Here is a 22,028-nt window from a genome sequence, read left to right as displayed (position 1 = left end):
GAAAGAACAAACATCATGGCAATCGTTGAAGTCAAAGTCCCCCAGCTGTCCGAGTCCGTCGCCGAGGCGACCCTGCTGCAGTGGAAGAAGAAGCCCGGCGACGCCGTGGCGATCGATGAGATCCTGATCGAGATCGAGACCGACAAGGTCGTGCTGGAAGTGCCGGCCCCGTCCGCCGGCGTGCTGGCCGAACTGGTCGTCGCCGACGGCGGCACCGTGACCTCCGACCAGGTCATCGCCAAGATCGACTCCGAAGGCAAGGCCGGCGCCGCCGCTCCGGCCGCTGCCGCCCCGGCCCCCGCCGCGGCCGCCCCGGCTCCGGCCGCCGCTGCCGCCTCGTCGGACAGCAAGGCCGGCGTCGCGATGCCCGCCGCCGCGAAGATCATGGCCGACAACGGCCTGGCCGCCGGCTCCGTCGCCGGCACCGGCAAGGATGGCCGCGTGACCAAGGGCGACGTGCTGGGCGCGATCGAGGGCGGCGCCAAGCCGGCCGCGATCCCGGCGCCGGTGCAGGCCCCGGCCGCTCCGGCCAAGGCCCCGCTACAGGCCGTCGCCGCGCCGGTGGCCGCCAACCTGGGCGACCGCCCGGAACAGCGCGTGCCGATGAGCCGCCTGCGCGCCCGCATCGCCGAGCGCCTGCTGCAGTCGCAATCGACCAACGCCATCCTGACCACGTTCAACGAAGTGAACATGGCCCCGGTGATGGAGCTGCGCAAGAAGTTCCAGGACAGCTTCACCAAGGAACACGGCACGAAGCTGGGCTTCATGAGCTTCTTCGTCAAGGCCGCGGTCCACGCGCTGAAGAAGTACCCGGTGCTGAACGCCTCGGTCGACGGCAACGACATCGTCTACCACGGCTACTTCGACATCGGCATCGCCGTCGGCTCGCCGCGCGGCCTGGTCGTGCCCATCCTGCGCAATGCGGACCAGATGAGCTTCGCCGACATCGAGAAGAAGATCGCCGAGTTCGGCAAGAAGGCCCAGGAAGGCAAGCTCGGCATCGAGGAGATGACCGGCGGCACCTTCTCGATCTCCAACGGCGGCACCTTCGGCTCGATGCTGTCCACGCCGATCATCAACCCGCCGCAGTCGGCCATCCTGGGCGTGCACGCGACCAAGGACCGCGCCGTCGTCGAGAACGGCCAGATCGTGATCCGTCCGATCAACTACCTGGCGATGTCCTACGACCACCGCATCATCGACGGCCGCGAAGCCGTGCTGGGCCTGGTCGCGATGAAGGATGCCCTCGAGGATCCTTCGCGCCTGCTGTTCGACATCTAAGCCCGGGACGACAACGACATGAGCAAGCAATTCGACGTCGTCGTCATCGGCGGCGGCCCCGGCGGCTACATCGCGGCGATCCGCGCGGCGCAGCTGGGCTTCAACACGGCCTGCATCGACGAGTGGAAGAACGACAAGGGCGGTCCCGCCCCTGGCGGCACCTGCACCAACGTCGGCTGCATCCCGTCCAAGGCCCTGCTGCAGTCCAGCGAGCACTTCGAGCACGCCGGCCACGGCTTCGCCGACCACGGCATCTCGATGAACGACCTGAAGATCGACATCGCCAAGATGATCGGCCGCAAGGACACCGTCGTGAAGCAGAACAACGACGGCATCCTGTACCTGTTCAAGAAGAACAAGGTCACGTTCTTCCACGGCCGCGGCTCGTTCGCGGCCGCCAAGGACGGCGCGTACGAGATCAAGGTCGCCGGCGCCGCCGAGGAGACGATCACCGCCAGGCACGTGATCGTCGCCACCGGCTCCAACGCCCGCCAGCTGCCGGGTGCCCCGTTCGACGAGACCAACATCCTGTCCAACGACGGCGCGCTGCGCATCCCGGCCGTGCCCAAGAAGCTGGGCGTGATCGGCTCGGGCGTCATCGGCCTGGAAATGGGCTCGGTCTGGCGCCGCCTGGGCGCGGACGTCACCATCCTGGAAGCGCTGCCGGCGTTCCTGGGCGCGGCTGACGAATCCGTGGCCAAGGAGGCCGCCAAGGTCTTCAAGAAGCAGGGCCTGAACATCGAGCTGGGCGTGAAGATCACGTCCGTCGAGAACGGCAAGTCCGGCGTCACCGTGAAGTACACCGACGCCAAGGGCGCCGAGCAGACGCTGGCGGTGGACAAGCTGATCGTCTCGATCGGCCGTGTCGCCAACACCGTCGGCCTGAACCCGGAAGCCGTGGGCCTGAAGCTCGACGAGCGCGGCGCCATCGTCGTCGACGACGAGTGCAAGACCAACCTGCCCAACGTCTGGGCGGTGGGCGACGTCGTGCGCGGCCCGATGCTGGCGCACAAGGCGGAGGAAGAGGGCGTCGCGGTGGCCGAGCGCATCGCCGGCCAGCACGGCCACGTCAACTTCAACACGATCCCGTGGGTCATCTACACGAGCCCCGAGATCGCGTGGGTCGGCCGCACCGAGCAGCAGCTCAAGGCGGACGGCGTGGCGTACAAGGCGGGCCAGTTCCCGTTCCTGGCCAACGGCCGCGCGCGCGCGCTGGGCGACACGACCGGCTTCGTGAAGTTCCTGGCCGATGCCAAGACCGACGAGATCCTGGGCGTGCACATCATCGGCCCGATGGCCTCGGAGCTGATCTCCGAAGCCGTGGTCGCGATGGAGTTCAAGGCCTCGGCCGAGGACATCGCCCGCATCTGCCATGCCCACCCGTCGCTGAGCGAGGCGACCAAGGAAGCGGCGCTGGCCATCGACAAGCGCACGCTGAACTTCTGAGCCCTGGCTCGAAGCGCAACGGACGCAAGGGAAGGGGCGGCGCGAGTCGCCCCTTTTTTCTTGAGTCCCCCTGACCGTTCCGACCCGACCGCCGCCGCATGACCACCGTCACCGAGCTCTACCACCAGACCCTGGCCGAACGCGGCTACACCGCCGATCCGGCGCAACTGCGCGCCGTGGCCGCGCTGCAGCGCTGCCAGGACGAATGGGCCGACTACAAGGCGCGGCGTTCCAACGCGGTGACCAAGCTGCTGGTGCGCCCGCCGCTGCCGCGCGGCGTCTACATGTTCGGCGGCGTCGGCCGCGGCAAGAGCTTCCTGATGGACTGCTTCTTCCAGGCGGTCCCGCTGACGCGCAAGACGCGGCTGCACTTCCACGAGTTCATGCGCGAGGTCCACCGCGAACTGCAGGAGCTCAAGGGCATCCAGGATCCGCTGGAAGAGCTGGGCAAGCGCATCGCGCGGCGCTTCCGGCTGATCTGCTTCGACGAGTTCCACGTCGCCGACGTCACCGACGCGATGATCCTGTACCGGCTGCTGGATTCGCTGTTCCGCAACCGCGTGTCGATCGTCACCACCTCCAACTTCCATCCTGACGGGCTCTATCCGAACGGGCTGCACCGCGACCGCATCCTGCCGGCGATCGAGCTGCTCAAGCAGCACCTGGAGGTCATCAACGTCGACCACGGCACCGACTACCGGCAGCGCTCGCTGGAACACGTCGAGCTCTATCACACGCCACTGAACGAGGACACCGAGCGCGCGCTGACCGAGGCCTTCGAGTCGCTGGCCGAAGCCCGCGACGAGGACCCGCTGCTGCACATCGAGCACCGCGAGATCCGCGCCAAGCGCCGCGCCGGCGGGGTGGTGTGGTTCGAGTTCTCGGAGCTGTGCGGCGGGCCGCGCTCGCAGAACGACTACCTGGAGCTGGCGACGCAGTTCCACACGCTGATCCTGTCCCACGTGCCGGCGATGCCGCCGCGGCTGGCCAGCGAGGCGCGCCGCTTCACGCTGCTGGTGGACGTGCTGTACGACCGGCGCGTGAAGCTGATCATCTCGGCGGCGGTGCCGGCCGACCAGCTCTACACCGAGGGCCCGCTCGCGCACGAGTTCCCGCGGACCGTGTCGCGGCTGCAGGAGATGCAGTCCAAGGAATACCTGGCGCTGGAGCGCCGCGAGGTCGACACCCGGCTGACCTGAGGTTTTTTCGTCTCGCCCCGAGGAGGGGAAATGGGGCGTTTCGCGGACGTTTCGGCGCTTGGTTGCCGCGTGGCGGCCTGCGCTACGGGAAGTCACGGGCCGCCGCGAGGGCCGAAGCGTCGTCCACGGATGCGATGATCGCGGGCATGACTTTCCGCTCCGTCCTTGCCGCCGCGGCCGTCGCGCCGGCCGCGATCTGCGCGCTGTGCGCCGTGCCGTCGACCGCCCGCGCGGCCGACATGACCCGCGCCGAGATCGACGCGGCCCGTGCCCGTGTCGAGCAGGCCTACCAGGCCAGGCTGCGCGAGTGCAACGCGCGTTTCGTCGTGACCGGCTGCCTGGAGGAGGCGCGCGACGAGCGCATCCGCCAGCTGCGTCCGCTGGACCGCGCGGAACACCAGGTCAATGCCGAGGAGCGACTGCGCCGCAGCGCCGCGGCGAAGGAGCGGGTCCAGCAGAAGGAACGCGAGGCGGCGGAGGACGAGGCGCGCCGCAAGACGCAGTCGGTGCGCGAGGCGGTGGAGCCGGCCTCCGCGCCGGCCGCGACGCCGGGCGCCCGCACGCCGCGCGCGAATCCGGAGTTGCATCAACGTCGCCAGGCGCAACAGGAGGCCCAGGCGCGCGCGGAGGCCGCGCAGCGCCGCGAGGCCGCCGCCGAGCGCCGCCAGAAGGCGCAGGAGCGCCAGCGCAAGGCCGGCGAGCTGCAGGCCCGTCATGCGGAGAAGGCGGCTTCCGCGGCGTCGGCCGCCACGCCGGGCGCCAGGAACTACAAGCCGCCCGCGGCGCACCTGCCGACGCCGTCGGCGTCCGACATCAAGGCGCTGCCCAAGCGCTGAAGCGCTGAGGCGCTCAGGTCACTCCAGCGGATCCAGCCGGACGATCGCGATCGACAGGTTGTCGCCGGTGCCCTTGGCCCGTTGCCGCGCCTTGTTGACCAGCAGTTCCGCGCCATCGCGCGGCGGCAGGCTGTGCAGCACGGTGCCGAGCTCCGCCGGGGTGAAGTAGTGCCACAGCCCGTCGCTGCAGGCCATCAGGCTGTCGCCGGTGGCCATGTGCTCGATGAAGGATTCGACGGGCGTCGGTTCCTGCACCGTGCCCAGGCAGGCGGTCAGCAGGTTGGACTGCGGGTGGACGAGGGCCTCGTCGTCGGTGATCTGGCCTTCGTCGACCAGGCGCTGCACGTAGGACTGGTCCAGCGAGCGGGTGACCAGGTTGGGGCCGCGGAACAGATAGATCCGCGAGTCGCCGGTGTGGATCCAGAAGCAGCGGCGGTCGCTGGTCAGCAGGAAGGCGGCCAGCGTGCTGTGGGGTTCCTCCTCGGCCGAGATCGCGGTGAGGCGGATCATCAGGTGGGCTTCGGAGACGATCTGGCGCAGCAGCTCGGCCTCGTCCTCCTCGCCGGGGACGAAGCGCTCGAACAGCTGCTGCGCGGTGAGGATCACCTGGTCGGCGGCCTTGCGGCCACCGCTCTTGCCGCCCATGCCGTCGGCGACGATGCCCAGCACGCAGCCGCTCTGGCGCGGGTGGGGGATGACCTGGACCTGATCCTGTTGATACAGGCGATCGCCGCGATGGATGCCGGTGGCGGCGCTGAGGCGAAAGCCTGGGGTATTGCGACTCATCCCAAAACTATAATCGCGCGGCTCGGCCTCCCGGTCGGGTGGTTCCCCGTTTATGGATGAACAACTTCACTCTCCCGCCCGCCGTCTGATCGAGCTGCGCATGGCGCATGCCGAGCTGGACGGCCGCATCGACGCGCTGGTGACGGCGCTCGGCACCGGCGCGGGCCTCGAGGGCGGCGGCGCCGAGGTCGCCGTGCCGCCGGTCGACGAGCTCACGCTGCGCCGGCTCAAGAAGCAGCGCCTGGCCTTGCGCGACGAGATCGCGCGGCTCGAGCGGGCCAGCGATCCCGATGAGCCGGCCTGATCGTCACGATCCCGACATCGACGACACGACCGATGACCTGATGGCCGATGCCCCGTGGGGCGCGGCCGAGGCGTCGCCGGCGCTGGCGGCGTCGCGCGCGCGCGCGGCCGCCGAGGAGCTGCGGCCCGGCGAGCTCGAGCAATCGGTGGCGGCCGCGTTCGACACCGGCGGTCCGCTGGCACGACATGGCCCCGGCTACGCGCCGCGCGAGCCGCAGCGGCGCATGGCGGCCGCGGTCGCGCAGGCGATCGCCGGACGCGGGACGCTGGTGGTCGAGGCCGGCACCGGCGTGGGCAAGACCTTCGCGTACCTGGTGCCCGCGCTGCTGGCCGGCGGCCGCACCTTGATCAGCACCGCGACCAAGAGCCTGCAGGACCAGCTGTTCATGCGCGACCTGCCGCGCCTGCTCGACACCTTCGCGCTGCCGCTGCGCGCGGCGTTGCTGAAGGGGCGAGGGAGTTACCTCTGCTTGCACCGGCTGCAGCAGGCGCGCCACAGCGCCGAGCTGCCGGACCGGCGCGCCGTCGCGCAGCTGGCGCGCATCGAGCGCTGGGCGATGACGACGCACACCGGCGACTTCTCCGAGATCGATGGCCTGGACGAGCGCTCGCCGGTGATCCCGATCGTCAGCTCGACGCGCGACAACTGCCTGGGCACCGACTGCCCGTCCTACCGCGAGTGCCACGTCGTGAAGGCGCGGCGCGAGGCGATGGAGGCGGACCTGGTCGTCGTCAACCACCACCTGTTCTTCGCCGACCTGGTGCTGCGCGACAGCGGCGTGGCCGAGCTGCTGCCCAGCGTCGAGGTCGCGATCTTCGACGAGGCCCATCAACTGCCCGAGGCCGGCCTGAACTTCCTGGGCCGGCTGCTGGGCAGCGCGCAGCTGTTCGACTTCGCGCGCGACATGCTCGCGCAGGGCCTGGCGCATGCGCGCGGGCTGCAGGAATGGCAGGCGGTGTCGGGCGGCGTTGAACGCGCGGCCCGCGCGTTGCGGCTGGCGTGCGCCGGCGGGCGCGAGCTGCGCGGCGTGCTCAAGCTGCGCTGGAGCGAGTGCGCCGGGCGCGCCGAGTTCGACGCGGCGCTGTCGCAGGTGGCGCAGGCGATCGAACTGAGCGTCGACGCGCTGGCCACGGTGATGGAAGTGGGGCCCGATCTGGCGCGGCTGCATGAGCGCGCGGTCGAGCTCTACAAGTCGGCGCAACTGTTCGCGCGCGACGCGGATGCCGGGGCGGTGCGCTGGGTCGATGTCGGCACGCACCAGGTGCGGCTGATGGAATCGCCGCTGGACATCCGGGAGGCGATGCAGGAGGCGCTCGCGAGCACGCCCAAGGCCTGGATCTTCACCTCGGCGACGCTGGGCGAGGACGAGGCGCTGAGCTGGTTCACCGAACCCGCCGGCCTGGGCGAGGCGCGGACGCTGCGCGTCGGCAGCCCGTTCGACTACGCGGCGCATGCGCGGCTGTACGTGCCCAAGCATTTCCCGAAGCCGTCGGAGCCCGATCACGGCGAGTCGGTCGGCTGGCTGGGCGCGCGGCTGGCGGCGAAGCTGGGCGGGCGGACCTTCATCCTGACGACGACGCTGCGGCAACTGCAGACCGTGGCGGACGTGCTGCGCCAGCGTTTCGAGGAAGGCGGGCATCGCATCGAGGTGCTGGTGCAGGGCACCATGCCCAAGCGGCAGCTGCTGCAGCAGTTCATTGATCAGCCGGCGTCGGTGCTGGTGGGGTCGGCGAGCTTCTGGGAGGGCATCGACGTGCCCGGCGACGCCTTGCAGTGCGTGCTGATCGACAAGCTGCCGTTTCCGCCGCCGAACGATCCGTTGGTCGAGGCCCGGGTCGCGCGGCTCGAATCCGCGGGCCGCAATCCGTTCATGGAGTACTTCGTCGCCGAGGCCGCGATCGCCTTGAAGCAGGGCGCGGGTCGCCTGATCCGCACCGAGTCCGATCGCGGCCTGCTGGTGGTCTGCGACCCCCGGCTGGCCGGCTCGCACTACGGCAAGCGCCTGCGCGAGGCCTTGCCGCCGATGACGCAGGTGCCGGACGAGGCCACGGCGCAGGCGTGGCTCGCCGAGCTGAAGGCGTCGCACGAATGAAAAAGCCCGCTCGAAAGCGGGCTTGATGTTGTCTATTGCTCGAGATCTGGTGGGCTGAAGCTTGCCAGACTAGGCGGGAGTGGCCGCCGCATAGCAGCGCTATGCAAGGTCACGAGCAACGACGTATGGCGAGTTTCAACTCACCAGATCTGCCACCAGGCCTTGTCTTTCGACTTGGCCTTTCCGGTGGTGAGGTACGAGCTGTCCGGGAAGCTCGCCGTGAGCACGCGGCGCGTGTCGTCGCGCAGTTGCTCCATGCCCAGGCGGTCATAGCTCTGCATCATCAGGAACAGCGCTTCCTCGAGCGCCGGCGCGTACTGGAACTCCAGCAGCGCGGCCTGCCCGCGGTTGGCCGCGGCCAGGTAGGCGCCGCGGTTGTAGTAGTAGCGCGCCACATGCACCTCGTAGGCCGCGAGGCTGTTGGTGATGTAGTCGATGCGGATGCGGCCGTCCTCGGCGTACTTGGACTCCGGGAACTGCTCGACCAACTGCTTGAACGCCTGCATCGAGTCGCGCGCGGCCTGCTGGTCGCGCTCGCTGATGTCCTGGCGGGCGATGCGGCCGAACAGGCCGAGGTCGTCGTTGAAGTTGACCAGGCCCTTCATGTACAGCGCGTAGTCCAGCGCGGGGCTGGACGGATTGAGCTTGATGAAGCGGTCCAGCACCGTCACGGCCTGCACGCGCTCGCCGCTCTTGTAGTTGGCCCAGGCCAGGTCCAGCTGCGCCTGCTGGCCCAGCGTCGTGCCGGCGGCGCGGCCCTCGATGCGTTCCAGCGTCTTGATCGCCCGGTCGTACGAGCCGGAGAGCATGTCCTCCTTGGCCTCTGCGTACAATTTCTCCAGGTTGGCCTGGGAGTTCGGGTCCTCCTTGGGGGCCGAGGAACAGGCCGCCAGCCCCAGCACGGCGGCCGTCGCGGCGGTCATCGCCACGCAGCGCCACGCGGCGCGCCAGGAACCGGACGCCTCGACAGATTCCGCGGTCCGGCGGCGCAACACCCAAGTCTCGATCATGGTCCACAGGGCCCGCGCAGCGGCGGCCCTCTTCTGAAATTGGAGCGGCGATTATATGGTTCAGGTCGGCCACGACCCGGCGGCGAAGGACGGGCTTTACCCGGGTGATCCGGGCGATCCCACGGCGGGCGGCGACGCCGGCCCCCATCCCGGCGACGCCCCGGACGATGCCCAGGACGTCGGCGCCGACGCGCCCGAGCGCCGCCGCGCCGAGGCCGGCCGCGACGAGCTCGCGCTGCGCGTGGACAAATGGCTGGTGCGGCTGGCGCCGGAGTTCTCGCGCAGCCACCTGCAGGGGCTGATCGAGCGCAGCTGCGTCACGCTCGACGGCCAGGTGGTCTCGCAGGCGTCGCGCAAGCCCCGGCTGGGCCAGGTGCTCGAGGTCGAGCTGGTGCCGACCGAGGAGGCGCTCGCCTTCCGCGCCGAGCCGCTGGCGCTGGACATCGTCTTCGAGGACGAGCACCTGCTGGTGGTGAACAAGCCGGCCGGGCTGGTCGTGCACCCCGCGGCGGGCAACTGGTCCGGCACGCTGATGAACGGGCTGCTGGCCCACCACGCCAAGGCCGCGACGCTGCCGCGCGCCGGCATCGTGCACCGGCTCGACAAGGACACCTCCGGGCTGATGGTCGTGGGCAAGACGCTGGCGGCGGTCACCGCGCTGGTGCGGATGATCGCGGCGCGCGAGGTCCACCGCGAGTACCTCGCGCTGGTCCATGGCCGCACGCCCGACGACTGGATCGTCGACGCGCCGATCGGCCGCGACCCGCAGTCGCGCACCCGCATGGCGGTGGTCGGCGGCGGCAAGCCGGCGCGCACCGACTTCTTCAAGCTGGCCGAGGGCGCGTGGCAGGACGCCCGCGGCCTGGACCGCACGATCTCCGCGCTGCATTGCGTGCTGCACTCCGGCCGCACGCACCAGATCCGCGTGCATGCCGCGCACCGCGGCCATCCGCTGGTGTCCGACGCGCTGTACGGCGGCGCCCCGGCGCTGGAGGTCCCGCGCCAGGCGCTGCACGCGGCGCGGCTGGGTTTCGCGCATCCGGTGGCCGGCCAGGCGCTGCGCTTCGAGGCGCCGTTGCCGCCCGAACTGGCGACGGGTTGGCGCCTCGCGGGTTTGCCCGATCCGGTGTTCTGAGGGGAGGGCGCCCAGCCGCGCTACAATGCCGCCTTGTGCTTGCGCGAGAACCAGCGCAAGACGGCGGCGGGCAGGCAGTCGACCCCGTCCGCCGCGCAGGCCGCGCACCGACGCGGCGTCCGTCCCACCGGCCGGGACCGTCCACTGAGCGGCGGCCGTTGGAGCGAAGAGCTCCCAAGCAAAGCAGATCGAACCCGTTCGGCGCGGCCCATTGCCGCCGCCGGCGCCCAAGATGGCGAAACACACCGATTTGACCGGTCTCGAGGCCGGCGTCATGAGCTGAGCCCATGGACACGCAGGAGGCCAAGCGGGTCCTGGAAACCGCGTTGCTGTGCGCGCAGGCGCCGCTGACGCTGCGCGAGATGCGTTCGCTGTTCGCGGACGAGCTGAACGCGGACAGCGTGCGGACGCTGCTCGACGAACTGCTGCGCGAATGGGAAGGGCGGGGCGTCGAGCTGGTCGTGCTGTCCTCCGGCTGGCGCTTCCAGAGCCGGCCCGAGATGCGCGAGCACCTCGACCGGCTGAATCCGGAGAAGCCGCCGAAGTATTCGCGGGCGGTGCTGGAGACGCTGGCGATCATCGCCTACCGTCAACCGGTGACCCGCGGCGACATCGAGGACATCCGCGGCGTGGTGGTGGCGACCCCCATCGTCAAGCAGCTCGAGGACCGCAACTGGATCGAGGTCATCGGGCATCGCGAGGCGCCGGGCCGGCCGGCGCTGTATGCGACGACGAAGCAGTTCCTGGACGACCTGGGGCTGCATTCGCTGGAGCAGTTGCCGGCGCTGATCCAGGGCGGCGACCCGACGCCGATCGCCGGCGCGCTGCAGGCCTCGCTGCTGGAGGATCCGCCGGGCGACGCGGTGGTCGAGGTCGAACCCGACGGCACGGCGCCGGCGGCGGTCGACGCGGCGCCGGCCGAAACGCCGGCCGAGACGCCGGAAGAAGCGCGGGAGCAAGCGACGGCCGAGACGCCGGACATGCTGCCGGAAGAAGCGGCGGCCGCCACGCCGGACGAGTTGCCGGACGAGATCCCACAGGCATCCGGCGTGCCGGAGACGGCGGCGCCCGAGGTCCCGGACGCCGCCACTGAAGAAGACGAATCCAAGCCGGCCGCCACGCGCGAGCCGGGTGAAGAACCACCGGCCGGGGCCGTCAACCCCGAGCCCACATGACGCCCCGGGAAGGGGCCGTGTCCACCGCTGACAAGGTGCAAGCCGACACATGAATTCCAACGACATCGACGATTCCAAGCCCGAGACGCAGGCGGCCACCCCGGCCGACAGCCCGTCCGACGCACCCGCCAAGCCCAAGCGCACCCGCAAGCCCGCGGCTCCGGCCGCCGCTGACGCGGAGGTCGCGCCAGCGGCCGAGGACACCCCCAAGCCCAAGCGCGCCCGCAAGGTCGCCGCGTCCGTGGACGCCCCGGTGGAGGCTGTCGTCGAGGCGCCCGTCGCCGAGGACGCGCCCAAGCCGAAGCGCCGCACGACGAAGAAGGCCGCCGAGGCGGCTGACGCGTCGGCGCCTGAGGCGGCCCCCGCGGCAGTGGCGCACGTGCCGGTCGCGACCGTCGAGGTCTCGCCCGCGCCGGTGTCGCCGGTCGCCGAGGCGGTCAGCGAACTGGTGTCGTCCGACGCGCCGGACGCCGGCCCCGTGGTCGGCGAAGGCGCCGACGGCGAGGCGGGCGGCGAAGGCCGCGGCCGCAACCGCCGCCGCCGGGGACGCGATCGCGATCGCGAGCCCCGCGACGCCCAGCCCGGCCAGGCACAGGCCGACGCCGGCGACGGCGCTGCTCCGGTGTCCGCGCCGGTCGACGACGCCCAGCTCCAGGCGGAAGCCCAGGCGCGCTTCGATGCGCTGGTGTCGGGCGAGTTCGACGTCGACGCCGATGCCGGCGACGACGGCAACACGCCGGTCGACGAGGGCGATGTCGAGGCGTCCTCCGACGAAGGCGACGAGACCGACGGTGCCGGCCAGCCCGCCAAGCGCGTGCTCGCGCCCGATGCCGACGCGCCCAAGCTGCAGAAGGTGCTGGCGCAAGCCGGCGTCGGTTCGCGCCGCGACATCGAGGACATGATCGCCAAGGGCCAGATCACGGTGAACGACGAGGTCGCCCACGTCGGTCAGCGCATCTCCTACGGCGACCGCGTCGCGGTGGCCGGCAAGCCGATCAAGGTGCGCATCGCCCCGGTCGCGCCCCGCATCCTGGCGTACCACAAGCCGGTCGGCGAGGTCGTCACCTTCAACGATCCCGAGGGTCGTCCGACGGTCTTCCGCAGCCTGCCGCGCCTGCCGCAAGGCAAGTGGCAGTCGGTCGGCCGCCTGGACCTGAACACCGAAGGCCTGCTGCTGTTCACCAACTCCGGCGAACTGGCCAACCAGCTGATGCATCCGCGCTTCGGCGTCGAGCGCGAGTACGCCGTGCGTGTGCTGGGCTCGCTGAGCAACGACCAGAAGAACACGCTGCTGACCGGCGTCGACGTCGACGGTCAACAGGCGAGCTTCAAGAGCATCGTCGACGGCGGCGGCGAAGGCGTGAACCGCTGGTACCGCGTCGTCATCACGGAAGGCCGCAACCGCGAAGTCCGCAAGCTGTTCGAGAGCGTCGGCCTGGCGGTCAGCCGCCTGATCCGGATCCGCTACGGCACCGTCGTGCTGCCGCGCGGCCTGCGCCGGGGCGTCTACATCGAGCTGGGCGACGCGGACGTGCGCGTCATCCGCCAACTGGCCGGCAACGAGCCCCGCGAGCAGCGCCACCAGAAGGACCGCAACGAGCGCGACAAGAACCGCCGCCGCGGCAACAGCGGCGGCCCGCGTCCGAGCCGTCCGGAAGCGTCGCGCAACGAGCAGCGCGGTGATCGCGGCGAGCAGCGCATGGACCGCAACGACCAGCGCGGCGACCGCAACGAGTCGCGCGGCGACCGCAACGACCAGCAGCGTGGCGACCGCAACGACCAGCGCGGCCCGCAGCAGCGTCAACAGCAGCAACAGCGTCCGCAGCAGCAGCAGCAGCAACAGGATCGCGAGCGCCCGCGCCGCCGGGACGAGGACGACGACGACTTCATCCCCAAGCACATCAACCCGCTGGAACAGACCTTCGACCGCCGTTTCGCGACGGGCAGCAAGCGCATTCCGCAGGGCTTCGGCAAGGGCGGCAGCGATCCCGGCCACAACCCGGGCCAGGGCGGCAACAAGCGCGGTCCGGGTGGCGAACGCCAGCCGGATCCGATGAAGACCTCGATGGGCTACATCGGCGCCGACGCCTTCATCAACCGCGGCAACCGCGGCGGTGGCCGTCGCGGGGGCGGCGGCGGTGGAGGTGGTGGTGGCGGCGGTGGCCGCGGCCGCCGCTGAGCGACCTTCCGGCGTCCGGCCCGGCCGTCCTGGCCGGGCGTGACGCCTGCCGGCCGGGTTCGTCCCGGCCGCTGGCCCTCCGGCGGCATCGGCTGATCACGCGATGTCACGTGGGGGCTTGACTTCACGCATTACAATCCCGGGCTTTGCCAAGCCCAAGATCTTCAAGGAAAAAACATGGCCATCGAACGCACCCTCTCCATCATCAAGCCCGATGCCGTGGCCAAGAACGTCATCGGCCAGATCTACACCCGCTTTGAAGGCGCCGGCCTGAAGGTCATCGCCTCCAAGCAAAAGCAGCTGTCGCGCGCCGAAGCCGAGCAGTTCTACGCCGTGCACGCCGCCCGTCCGTTCTTCAAGGACCTGGTGGACTTCATGATCTCCGGCCCGGTGCAGATCCAGGTCCTGGAAGGCGAGGACGCCATCAAGAAGAACCGTGACCTGATGGGCGCCACCGACCCGAAGAAGGCCGAGAAGGGCACCATCCGCGCCGACTTCGCCGACAGCATCGACGCCAACGCGGTGCACGGCTCCGACGCCCCCGAAACCGCCGCCGTGGAAGTCGCCTTCTTCTTCTCCGGCCTGGAAATCAACGCCCGCTGACACGGGCCACGCCTCTGACCTGCGGGCCACGAGGCCCTTGAGAAAGAGGAACACATGATGGACGCGGTCAACCTGCTCGGATTCGATCTGCAAGGCCTTGCCGCGTACTGCGAGCAGCTGGGCGAGAAGCGCTTCCGCGCCACCCAGCTGTTTCGCTGGATCCATCAGAAGGGCGCGTCGGACTTCGCCCAGATGTCCGACCTGGCCAAGTCGCTGCGCGACAAGCTGGCCGGGCGCGCCCACATCACCGCGCTGCCGGTGATCTCCGAACATGTCTCGGCCGACGGCACCATCAAGTGGTTGTTCGACGTCGGCCAGGGCAACGCCGTCGAGGCGGTCTACATCCCCGAGGACGACCGGGCCACGCTGTGCATCTCCAGCCAGGCCGGCTGCGCCGTGGGTTGCCGCTTCTGCTCGACCGGCCACCAGGGCTTCAGCCGCAACCTGGAGACCTGGGAGATCGTCGCCCAGCTCTGGCATGCCGAGCACTCGCTGCGCCAGCGCCTGGGCAAGGACGAACGCATCATCTCCAACGTCGTGATGATGGGCATGGGCGAACCGCTGCAGAACTACGGCGCGCTCGTGCCGGCGCTGCGGATGATGCTGGACGACCATGGCTACGGCCTGTCGCGGCGCCGCGTGACGGTCTCGACCTCGGGCGTGGTCCCGATGATCGACCGGCTGCGCGAGGACGCCCCGGTCGCGCTGGCCGTCTCGCTGCACGCGCCGACCGACCCGCTGCGCGACCAGCTGGTGCCGCTCAACCGCAAGTACCCGATCGAGGAACTGCTCGCGAGCTGCCACCGCTACCTCGAGCGCGCCCCCCGCGACTTCATCACCTTCGAATACTGCATGCTGCACGAGGTGAACGATTCGCCGGAGCAAGCCCGCGAGCTGATCGCGCTGCTCAAGGGCAAGGTCCCCTGCAAGCTGAACCTGATTCCCTTCAATCCGTTCCCCGCGTCGGGCCTGAAGCGCAGCTCGAACGAGCGCGTGAAGGCCTTCGCCGACCTGCTGATCCAGGCCGGCATCGTGACGACCGTGCGCAAGACGCGCGGCGACGACATCGACGCCGCCTGCGGCCAGCTGGCCGGCGAGGTGCAGGACCGGACCCGCGCCCATCTGCGCATGGTGCGCGCGCCCGTGGTGGTACAGCGCGGCGCCGCATCGGCCGGCGCGTCGGCGGCCTCGCCGGCGCCGGCCGCTCCGACTTCCGTCACTCCCACAGGCCCACGTCCATGACCGTTCCGTCGCCCGGCTTTGTCTTCCCGCGTCGTTCCGCCCGGACCCTGTCCGCCGTGTTGCTGATCGCCGCGGCGCTGGCCGGTTGCGCGACGCAGCCCCAGCAGCAACAGCCGCGCACGGCCAGCGACCAGACCGACAACGACCGCCGGGCGCAGGTGCGGCTCGAGCTGGCCAGCGGCTACTTCGCCCGCGGCCAGTACGAGACCGCGCTGGACGAGGTCAAGCTGGCGATGGCCGCCAAGCCCGACCTGCCCGAGGCGATCAACCTGCGCAGCCTGATCTACGCCGCGATGGGCGAGCTCACGCTGGCCGAGGACGGCTTCAAGCAGCTGCTGGCGCGCGACCGCAACAACGGCGACACGCTGCACAACTACGGTTGGTTCCTCTGCCAGCGCCAGCGCTACGCCGAGGCCTACCAGCAGTTCGAGGCCGCCGTGGCGCTGCCCACCTACCGCACGCCGTCGCGCACGCTGCTGGCCTGGGGCGCCTGCGAGGCGCGCGAGGGCCGGCTGGTGCCGGCGCAGGCGCACCTGACCAAGGCCTTCGAGGCCGAACCGGGCAACCCGACGATCGCGATGAACCTGGGCGAGGTGCTGTACCGCCAGGGCGACTACGAGCGGGCGCGCTTCTACGCCCGCCGCGTGAACGCCAACGTGGAACAGGCCAACGCCGCCAGCCTCTGGCTGGAGCTGCGCATCGAGCGCCGCATGGGCAACACGTCGAACATGGAAGATCTCGGCCAGCAACTGCGGCGCAGGTATCCGCAGGCGGCCGAGACGCAAGCGTTGAACAACGGTCGATTCGATGAATGAGGGACATCGCATGACTCCGACGGCCGCCGACGAGGCGACGCCCGCAGCCGATTTCGCTGCGTCCACATCCGCGCCCGGCACGGCCGGCGCCGTCCTGCGCCGCGCGCGCGAGGCCCGCGGCCTGCACATCGCCGCGCTGGCCGCGACGCTGAAGGTGCCGCAGGCCAAGCTGGAGGCCCTGGAGGCCGACCGCTACCAGGACCTGCCCGACGCGACCTTCGCCCGGGCGCTGGCGCGCTCGATGTGCCGGGTGCTGAAGATCGACGCCGCGCAGGTGCTGGCGCTGCTGCCCAGTGGCGGCGCGGAGGCCTCGCTGGACCGCGTCACGCCGGGCCTGAACCAGCCCTTCCGCGAGCGCTCGGTGAGCCAGGAGCCGATGCTGTCGGCCGAGCTGCTCAAGCGCCCGGCGGTGCTGGGCGTGGGCGTGCTGCTGGTGGCGGCCGTGGCCGTCTACCTGACGCCGTCGAGCTGGATCGAGCAGGTGACGCAGCGCCTGCGCGCGTCCGAGCCGACCGCCACGACCGCGCCCGGACCGGGCACCGCCGTCGTGACGACGCCCGCCGCGACCGAGCCGCCGCCGGCCAACATCGAGGCGCCCGTCGTGAGCGCGTCGGAGACCGCCGCCGCCCCGGTGGCCGCGGCCAGCGTGCCGACGCTGCCGCCGCAGACCTCGGGCGCGACCCCCACGTTGGCCGCCCAGTCTCCCGCGCCGACGACCGCGCAAGCAACCGCGCAGACGGCGCCCGCCGCGACGCCCCCGCAGCCGATCCAGGCCGGCGTCGCCGCGCCCGGCACCTCGCCGCTGAAGGTCCGCGCCAGCGCCGAATCCTGGGTCGAGGTCGTCGACGCCAAGGGCCAGGTGCTGCTGTCGCGCCTGCTGCGCGCGGGCGACGAGGCCGACGTCAACGGCGCCGCGCCGCTGAAGCTGCGCGTGGGCAACGTGTCGGGCACGGAACTGGTGTTCCGCGGCCAGCCGGTGGACCTCGCCGCGCGGTCGCGCGACAACGTCGCGCGGCTCGAATTGAACTGACCCGGACGGGCGCCGGACCAGCCGTACCCCCTTGCAAGAGCGCCGCACGATGGACAACGTCATCACTCCTTCCTCCGTCGCCGACGCGCTGTCGGACGACCTGATCGCCGCGGCCGCGCCGGCCGCGCGCCGCTCGCGCCAGGCGCAGGTGCGCTGGGGCAGCCGCCTGGTCACCATCGGCGGCGACGCGCCGGTGCGCGTCCAGTCGATGACCAACACCGACACCGTCGACGTCATCGAGACCGCGATCCAGATCAAGGAACTGGCGGTGGCCGGCTCGGAGCTGGTCCGCATCACGGTCAACACGCCCGAGGCCGCCGACGCCGTGCCGCACATCCGCGAGCAGCTCGACCGCATGGGCGTGGACGTGCCGCTGGTGGGCGACTTCCATTACAACGGCCACCGGCTGCTGACCGAGCATCCGGCGATGGCGGAGGCGCTGTCCAAGTACCGGATCAATCCCGGCAACGTCGGCAAGGGCGACAAGAAGGACCGCCAGTTCGCGCAGATGATCGAGGCCGCGATGCAGTACGACAAGGTCGTGCGCATCGGCGTCAACTGGGGCAGCCTGGACCAGGAGCTGCTCGCCCAGATGATGGACGACAACGCCCGGCGCGCCTCGCCCTGGGACGGCAAGCAGGTCATGTACCAGGCGCTGATCCAGTCGGCGCTGTCCTCGGCGTCGTATGCCCGCGAGCTGGGCATGAACCCCGACAACATCATCATCAGCTGCAAGGTCAGCGGCGTGCAGGACCTGATCTCGGTCTACCGCGCGCTGAGCCGCCGCTGCGACTACGCGCTGCACCTGGGCCTGACCGAGGCCGGCATGGGCACCAAGGGCACGGTGGCCTCGGCCGCGGCGCTGTCGGTGCTGCTGCAGGAAGGCATCGGCGACACGATCCGCGTCTCGCTGACGCCGCAGCCCGGCGAGTCGCGCACCCAGGAAGTGGTGGTGGCGCTGGAGATCCTGCAGTCGCTGGGCCTGCGCGCGTTCAACCCGAGCGTGACCGCCTGCCCGGGCTGCGGCCGCACGACCAGCACCACGTTCCAGGAACTGGCCAAGCAGATCGACGACTTCCTGCGCGCGCAGATGCCGGTCTGGCGCGAGAAGTACCCCGGCGTCGAGACCATGAAGGTCGCCGTGATGGGCTGCATCGTCAACGGCCCCGGCGAGAGCAAGCATGCCGACATCGGCATCAGCCTGCCGGGCAACGGCGAGGCGCCGGCGGCGCCCGTCTTCATCGACGGCGAGAAGGCGCTGACGCTGCGCGGCGACAACATCGCCGGCGAGTTCCACGCCCTGGTCGAGACCTACATCGAAAAGCGCTTCGGCGCGCGCACGACGAGCACCACCACCGCATGAGCAAGAACATCCAGGCCGTGAAGGGGATGAACGACATCCTCCCGGCCAGCGTCGACCGCAAGGACAAGCTGCCGAGCAGCCAGCTGTGGAGCTGGTTCGAGACCACGCTGCGCGGCGTGCTGCAGCGCTACGGCTACCAGTACATGCTGACCCCGATCGTCGAGCCGACCGCGCTGTTCGTGCGCGGCCTGGGCGAGGTGACCGACATCGTCGAGAAGGAGATGTACTCCTTCACCGACAGCATGAACGGCGACCAGCTGACGCTGCGCCCCGAGGCCACCGCCGGCATCGTGCGCGCGATGGTCGAGCACAACGCGCTGTACAACGGCCCGCTGCGCCTGTGGACGCTGGGCCCGATGTTCCGCCACGAGCGCCCGCAGAAGGGCCGCTACCGCCAGTTCAACCAGCTCGACGTCGAGGCGCTGGGCTTCGCCGGCCCGGACGTGGACGCCGAGATCATCCTGATGGTCCGCCGCCTGTGGCAGGAGCTGGGCCTGGCCGTGGGCCAGCACGTGCGGCTGGAGCTGAACTCGCTGGGCCAGCCCGAGGAGCGCGCCGCGCACCGCGCCGCGCTGATCGCCTACCTGGAAGGCCACGCCGACAAGCTCGACGAGGACGGCAAGCGCCGCCTGCACACCAACCCGCTGCGCATCCTGGACACGAAGAACCCGGCGATGCAGGACGTGGTCGAGGCCGCGCCCAAGCTGATGGACTTCCTGGGCGAGGCCAGCCTGGCGCACTTCAACGCGGTGCGCGCGATCCTGGACGCCGCCGGCCTCGAGTACCGCATCAACACGCGCCTGGTGCGCGGGATGGACTACTACAACCTGACCGTGTTCGAGTGGGTCACCGACCAGCTCGGCTCGCAGGGGACGGTCTGCGGCGGCGGCCGCTACGACGGCCTGTTCGAGCAGCTCGGCGGCAAGCCGACGCCGGCGGTCGGTTTCGGCCTGGGCATCGAGCGGCTGCTGCTGCTGATCGACGAACTGGGCCTGCCGGTGCCGTCGTCGGCGCCGGACGCCTACGCGATCCTGCCCGACGCGGCCGCGCTGCCGCAGGCGATGCCGGTGCTCGAGGCGCTGCGCGCCGCGGGCGTGGCGGTGCAGATGCATGCGGGCGGCGGCTCGTTCAAGTCGCAGTTCAAGAAGGCCGACGCCTCGGGCGCGCGCTTCGCGCTGGTGTTCGGCCCCGACGAGCTTTCGCGCGGCGAAGTGGCGCTCAAGCCGCTGCGCGGCGACGGCGAACAGGCGACACGTCCGCTTAACACGGTCGCCGCGTGGGCGGCTGAGTTGCGCACCGCATAATCGCGGCTTCGCCGGGGCGGCCGAGAGGACGTCCCGGACGGCTTCCGATCCCTTCCCAGGCCGGCCGGCGCATGCGCCGGGCCGGCCTCGATCTTCAACCGACGGACCTTTTCTCGCACATGGCGGCTCATCTCGATCTCGAAGAACAGGAACAGCTGGAGCAGCTCAAGGCGTTCTGGAAACGCTGGGGCAATGCGATCACCTGGCTGCTGACGCTGGTGCTGCTGGCCTACGCGGGCTGGACCGGCTGGAACTACTGGCAGCGCAACCAGGCCGCCAAGGCCGGCGCGATGTTCAGCGAACTGCAGCGCGCCGCGCAGGCGGGCGACCTGGGCCGGGGCGTCACCGTGTTCGGCACCCTGAAGCAGGACTACGCCTCCACCGGCTACGCCGCGCAGGCCGCGCTGGTCGTGGCCAAGCTGCAGTCGGACAAGGAGAAGGCCGACGACGCCCGCGCCACGCTGGCCTGGGCCGCCGCCAACGCCAAGGGCGACGCCTACCGCGACCTGGCCCGGCTGCGCCTGGCCGCGCTGCAGATGGACGCCAAGCAGCTCGACGAGGCCGGCAAGACGCTGGACGCCGTCAAGAGCGTCGAGTTCGCGCCGATGGTGGCGGACCGCCGCGGCGACCTGGCGCTGCTGCAGAACAAGCCCGACGTCGCCAAGACCGAGTTCAAGAAGGCCTATGACGGCCTGGACAAGCAGCTGGACTACCGCCGCCTGCTCGAGGTGAAGCTGGCCAGCCTGGGCGTGGCCGTCGGCGGCGACGAGCCGGCCGCGGGAGCCGCGCAATGAGCGCGCGCCGCACCGTCCGCGCGCTGACGCGCGCGATGCTGCTGGCCGGCATGGCCGCGGCGCTGGGCGCCTGCTCGCTGTTCAGCAGCTCGACCGCGCCCAAGCCCGCGCCGCTGGAGAACCTCACGCCGTCGCTGCAGGCCCGCGTGGCCTGGGAAGCGCGCGTGGACAGCGTCAAGTTCCCGCTGACGATCACGGCGGTCAACGACCGCTTCGTCGTCGGCGGCTCGGACGGCGTGATCAGCGCGCTGTCCGCCAACGACGGCACGACGCTGTGGCGCGTGGACCTGGGCAAGGGCCTGAGCGCCGGCGTCGGCAGCGACGGCCGCTTCGCCGCCGCGGTGACCCGCGACAACGAGCTGGTCGTCACCGAGGGCGACAAGATCCTGTGGCGCAAGACGCTGACGACCCCGGTCGTCACCGCGCCGTTCGTGGCCGGCGAGCGCGTGTTCGTGCTGACGCTGGACCGCGCGGTGCTGGCCTTCGACGCGGCCGAGGGCCGCCGCCTGTGGGAGCTGCGCCGTCCGGGCGAACCGCTGACGCTGCAGCAGTCCGGCGCGATCGGCGCCTACCAGAACACGCTGCTGGTGGGGCAGGGCTCGCGGCTGGCCGGCATCGACCCGGTGCGCGGCCTGCTGATGTGGGAAGCCACCGTGGCCAATCCGCGCGGCACCAACGAGGTCGAGCGCCTGGCCGACCTGGTCGGCCCGATGGCCCGCGACAACGACGTGTTCTGCGCCCGCGCGTTCCAGGCCGCCGTCGCCTGCGTCAACGCCGAGCGCGGCAACACCGTCTGGACCCGCAACAACGCCGGCCTGCGCGGCGTGGGCGCGGACGCGACGATCGTCGTCGGCGGCGACGCCTCCGACCGCCTGACCGCCTGGGGCACCCGCACCGGCGACGTCGTGTGGACCGCCGACCAGTTCCAGAACCGCAAGCTCAGCGCGCCGGTGGTGACCGAGAAGTCGGTCATCGTCGGCGACAGCGAGGGCTACGTGCACTTCCTGTCCAAGGACAAGGGCCTGACCGTGCAACGCCTGCAGACCGACAGCTCCGGCGTGGCCGCCGCGCCGGTCCAGCTCGGCGGCACGGTGCTGGTCGCCACCCGCAGCGGACGCCTGTTCGCGCTGCGCCAAGACTGATATGAAACCTGTGATCGCCCTGGTGGGCCGCCCCAACGTGGGCAAGTCCACGCTGTTCAACCGGCTGACGAAGAGCCGTGACGCCATCGTCGCGGACTTCGCCGGCCTCACGCGCGACCGCCACTACGGCGACGGGCGCCTGGGCGATCGCGAGTTCATCGTCATCGACACCGGCGGCTTCGAGCCGGACAGCTCGACCGGCATCGTCAAGGAGATGGCCAAGCAGACCCGCCAGGCCGTGGCCGAGGCGGACGCCGTCATCTTCGTGCTGGACATCCGCACCGGCCTGGCC

Annotated in this window: 20 protein-coding genes; 18 read left to right on the top strand and 2 right to left on the bottom strand. The window is 70.8% G+C overall.

Features of this window, described 5'->3' with window-relative positions; all coding sequences use genetic code 11:
• Positions 1-15: 15 nt before the first annotated feature.
• From odhB to N5D62_RS06845, 4 genes are all read left to right on the top strand, one after another.
• Positions 16-1,281, top strand: a complete 1,266-nt coding sequence (gene odhB, locus N5D62_RS06860; protein ID WP_279756919.1) for a 2-oxoglutarate dehydrogenase complex dihydrolipoyllysine-residue succinyltransferase — start codon at positions 16-18, stop codon at positions 1,279-1,281.
• A gap of 18 nt (positions 1,282-1,299) precedes the next feature.
• Entirely contained in the window at positions 1,300-2,727 is a 1,428-nt protein-coding gene (gene lpdA, locus N5D62_RS06855; RefSeq protein WP_279756918.1) for a dihydrolipoyl dehydrogenase, read from the top strand.
• 98 nt (positions 2,728-2,825) lie between these two features.
• Complete coding sequence (zapE, locus tag N5D62_RS06850) at positions 2,826-3,926, top strand: cell division protein ZapE (RefSeq protein ID WP_279756917.1); 1,101 nt, start codon at positions 2,826-2,828, stop codon at positions 3,924-3,926.
• Positions 3,927-4,072: 146 nt separating this feature from the next.
• Entirely contained in the window at positions 4,073-4,762 is a 690-nt protein-coding gene (locus N5D62_RS06845; RefSeq protein WP_279756916.1) for a hypothetical protein, read from the top strand.
• 18 nt (positions 4,763-4,780) lie between these two features.
• On the opposite strand, the gene N5D62_RS06840 is transcribed toward N5D62_RS06845, so the two are convergent.
• A complete protein-coding gene (locus N5D62_RS06840) occupies positions 4,781-5,548 on the bottom strand; it encodes a protein phosphatase 2C domain-containing protein (RefSeq protein ID WP_279756915.1) in 768 nt (255 codons plus the stop codon).
• 52 nt (positions 5,549-5,600) lie between these two features.
• Between N5D62_RS06840 and N5D62_RS06835 the strand changes: the two genes are divergently transcribed.
• On the top strand, positions 5,601-5,852 hold the full coding sequence (locus N5D62_RS06835) for a YdcH family protein (RefSeq protein WP_279756914.1): 252 nt from the start codon (positions 5,601-5,603) through the stop codon (positions 5,850-5,852).
• Positions 5,839-7,944, top strand: coding sequence for an ATP-dependent DNA helicase (locus tag N5D62_RS06830; protein ID WP_279756913.1), 2,106 nt, complete (start codon positions 5,839-5,841; stop codon positions 7,942-7,944). Before N5D62_RS06835 ends, N5D62_RS06830 begins: the two co-directional genes overlap by 14 nt.
• A gap of 140 nt (positions 7,945-8,084) precedes the next feature.
• Here the strand turns inward: N5D62_RS06830 and N5D62_RS06825 are convergent, their stop codons facing one another.
• The gene (locus N5D62_RS06825; protein ID WP_279757039.1) at positions 8,085-8,867 is read right to left on the bottom strand and encodes an outer membrane protein assembly factor BamD; all 783 of its coding nucleotides are present in this window, start codon (positions 8,865-8,867) and stop codon (positions 8,085-8,087) included.
• A 142-nt stretch (positions 8,868-9,009) separates the two neighbouring features.
• On the opposite strand from N5D62_RS06825, the gene N5D62_RS06820 reads away from it, so the two are divergent.
• The 12 genes from N5D62_RS06820 to N5D62_RS06765 all read left to right on the top strand — a co-directional run.
• A complete protein-coding gene (locus N5D62_RS06820; protein WP_279756912.1) occupies positions 9,010-10,089 on the top strand; it encodes an RluA family pseudouridine synthase in 1,080 nt (359 codons plus the stop codon).
• A gap of 287 nt (positions 10,090-10,376) precedes the next feature.
• Positions 10,377-11,264 carry an SMC-Scp complex subunit ScpB gene (scpB, locus tag N5D62_RS06815; protein ID WP_279756911.1) on the top strand — a complete coding sequence of 296 codons (888 nt, stop codon included), beginning with the start codon at positions 10,377-10,379 and terminating at the stop codon, positions 11,262-11,264.
• A gap of 49 nt (positions 11,265-11,313) precedes the next feature.
• Positions 11,314-13,443 (top strand): pseudouridine synthase, encoded by a 2,130-nt coding sequence (locus N5D62_RS06810; protein ID WP_279756910.1) that lies wholly within the window; start codon positions 11,314-11,316, stop codon positions 13,441-13,443.
• Positions 13,444-13,620: 177 nt separating this feature from the next.
• Positions 13,621-14,046, top strand: a complete 426-nt coding sequence (ndk, locus tag N5D62_RS06805) for a nucleoside-diphosphate kinase (protein WP_279756908.1) — start codon at positions 13,621-13,623, stop codon at positions 14,044-14,046.
• A gap of 57 nt (positions 14,047-14,103) precedes the next feature.
• A complete protein-coding gene (gene rlmN, locus N5D62_RS06800; protein WP_279757037.1) occupies positions 14,104-15,288 on the top strand; it encodes a 23S rRNA (adenine(2503)-C(2))-methyltransferase RlmN in 1,185 nt (394 codons plus the stop codon).
• Positions 15,285-16,103 carry a type IV pilus biogenesis/stability protein PilW gene (gene pilW / locus N5D62_RS06795; protein WP_279756907.1) on the top strand — a complete coding sequence of 273 codons (819 nt, stop codon included), beginning with the start codon at positions 15,285-15,287 and terminating at the stop codon, positions 16,101-16,103. Before rlmN ends, pilW begins: the two co-directional genes overlap by 4 nt.
• 10 nt (positions 16,104-16,113) lie before the next feature.
• Positions 16,114-17,133 carry a RodZ domain-containing protein gene (locus tag N5D62_RS06790; protein WP_279756906.1) on the top strand — a complete coding sequence of 340 codons (1,020 nt, stop codon included), beginning with the start codon at positions 16,114-16,116 and terminating at the stop codon, positions 17,131-17,133.
• A gap of 49 nt (positions 17,134-17,182) precedes the next feature.
• Positions 17,183-18,496 (top strand): flavodoxin-dependent (E)-4-hydroxy-3-methylbut-2-enyl-diphosphate synthase, encoded by a 1,314-nt coding sequence (gene ispG / locus N5D62_RS06785; RefSeq protein WP_279756905.1) that lies wholly within the window; start codon positions 17,183-17,185, stop codon positions 18,494-18,496.
• Positions 18,493-19,800, top strand: a complete 1,308-nt coding sequence (hisS, locus tag N5D62_RS06780; RefSeq protein WP_279756904.1) for a histidine--tRNA ligase — start codon at positions 18,493-18,495, stop codon at positions 19,798-19,800. The genes ispG and hisS overlap by 4 nt, the downstream gene beginning before the upstream one ends.
• Before the next feature lie 119 nt (positions 19,801-19,919).
• Complete coding sequence (locus N5D62_RS06775; RefSeq protein WP_279756903.1) at positions 19,920-20,594, top strand: tetratricopeptide repeat protein; 675 nt, start codon at positions 19,920-19,922, stop codon at positions 20,592-20,594.
• The gene (bamB, locus tag N5D62_RS06770) at positions 20,591-21,736 is read left to right on the top strand and encodes an outer membrane protein assembly factor BamB (protein WP_279756902.1); all 1,146 of its coding nucleotides are present in this window, start codon (positions 20,591-20,593) and stop codon (positions 21,734-21,736) included. Before N5D62_RS06775 ends, bamB begins: the two co-directional genes overlap by 4 nt.
• 1 nt (position 21,737) lies before the next feature.
• Positions 21,738-22,028: GTPase (locus tag N5D62_RS06765; protein ID WP_279756901.1), on the top strand; the 291-nt coding region annotated here is incomplete at its 3' end.

It is taken from the genome of Mitsuaria sp. GD03876, assembly GCF_029840635.1.
GTDB lineage: Bacteria > Pseudomonadota > Gammaproteobacteria > Burkholderiales > Burkholderiaceae_C > Roseateles.
This window is presented reverse-complemented; position numbering and strand designations above follow the sequence as displayed.

What these genes read in the sequence shown, in the direction of transcription:
- odhB (WP_279756919.1), top strand. Translation starts at nt 16, where the DNA reads ATGGCAATCGTTGAAGTCAAAGTCCCCCAGCTGTCCGAGTCCGTCGCC.
- lpdA (WP_279756918.1), top strand. Translation starts at nt 1,300, where the DNA reads ATGAGCAAGCAATTCGACGTCGTCGTCATCGGCGGCGGCCCCGGCGGC.
- zapE (WP_279756917.1), top strand. Translation starts at nt 2,826, where the DNA reads ATGACCACCGTCACCGAGCTCTACCACCAGACCCTGGCCGAACGCGGC.
- N5D62_RS06845 (WP_279756916.1), top strand. Translation starts at nt 4,073, where the DNA reads ATGACTTTCCGCTCCGTCCTTGCCGCCGCGGCCGTCGCGCCGGCCGCG.
- N5D62_RS06840 (WP_279756915.1), bottom strand. Translation starts at nt 5,548, where the DNA reads ATGAGTCGCAATACCCCAGGCTTTCGCCTCAGCGCCGCCACCGGCATC.
- N5D62_RS06835 (WP_279756914.1), top strand. Translation starts at nt 5,601, where the DNA reads ATGGATGAACAACTTCACTCTCCCGCCCGCCGTCTGATCGAGCTGCGC.
- N5D62_RS06830 (WP_279756913.1), top strand. Translation starts at nt 5,839, where the DNA reads ATGAGCCGGCCTGATCGTCACGATCCCGACATCGACGACACGACCGAT.
- N5D62_RS06825 (WP_279757039.1), bottom strand. Translation starts at nt 8,867, where the DNA reads ATGACCGCCGCGACGGCCGCCGTGCTGGGGCTGGCGGCCTGTTCCTCG.
- N5D62_RS06820 (WP_279756912.1), top strand. Translation starts at nt 9,010, where the DNA reads ATGGTTCAGGTCGGCCACGACCCGGCGGCGAAGGACGGGCTTTACCCG.
- scpB (WP_279756911.1), top strand. Translation starts at nt 10,377, where the DNA reads ATGGACACGCAGGAGGCCAAGCGGGTCCTGGAAACCGCGTTGCTGTGC.
- N5D62_RS06810 (WP_279756910.1), top strand. Translation starts at nt 11,314, where the DNA reads ATGAATTCCAACGACATCGACGATTCCAAGCCCGAGACGCAGGCGGCC.
- ndk (WP_279756908.1), top strand. Translation starts at nt 13,621, where the DNA reads ATGGCCATCGAACGCACCCTCTCCATCATCAAGCCCGATGCCGTGGCC.
- rlmN (WP_279757037.1), top strand. Translation starts at nt 14,104, where the DNA reads ATGGACGCGGTCAACCTGCTCGGATTCGATCTGCAAGGCCTTGCCGCG.
- pilW (WP_279756907.1), top strand. Translation starts at nt 15,285, where the DNA reads ATGACCGTTCCGTCGCCCGGCTTTGTCTTCCCGCGTCGTTCCGCCCGG.
- N5D62_RS06790 (WP_279756906.1), top strand. Translation starts at nt 16,114, where the DNA reads ATGACTCCGACGGCCGCCGACGAGGCGACGCCCGCAGCCGATTTCGCT.
- ispG (WP_279756905.1), top strand. Translation starts at nt 17,183, where the DNA reads ATGGACAACGTCATCACTCCTTCCTCCGTCGCCGACGCGCTGTCGGAC.
- hisS (WP_279756904.1), top strand. Translation starts at nt 18,493, where the DNA reads ATGAGCAAGAACATCCAGGCCGTGAAGGGGATGAACGACATCCTCCCG.
- N5D62_RS06775 (WP_279756903.1), top strand. Translation starts at nt 19,920, where the DNA reads ATGGCGGCTCATCTCGATCTCGAAGAACAGGAACAGCTGGAGCAGCTC.
- bamB (WP_279756902.1), top strand. Translation starts at nt 20,591, where the DNA reads ATGAGCGCGCGCCGCACCGTCCGCGCGCTGACGCGCGCGATGCTGCTG.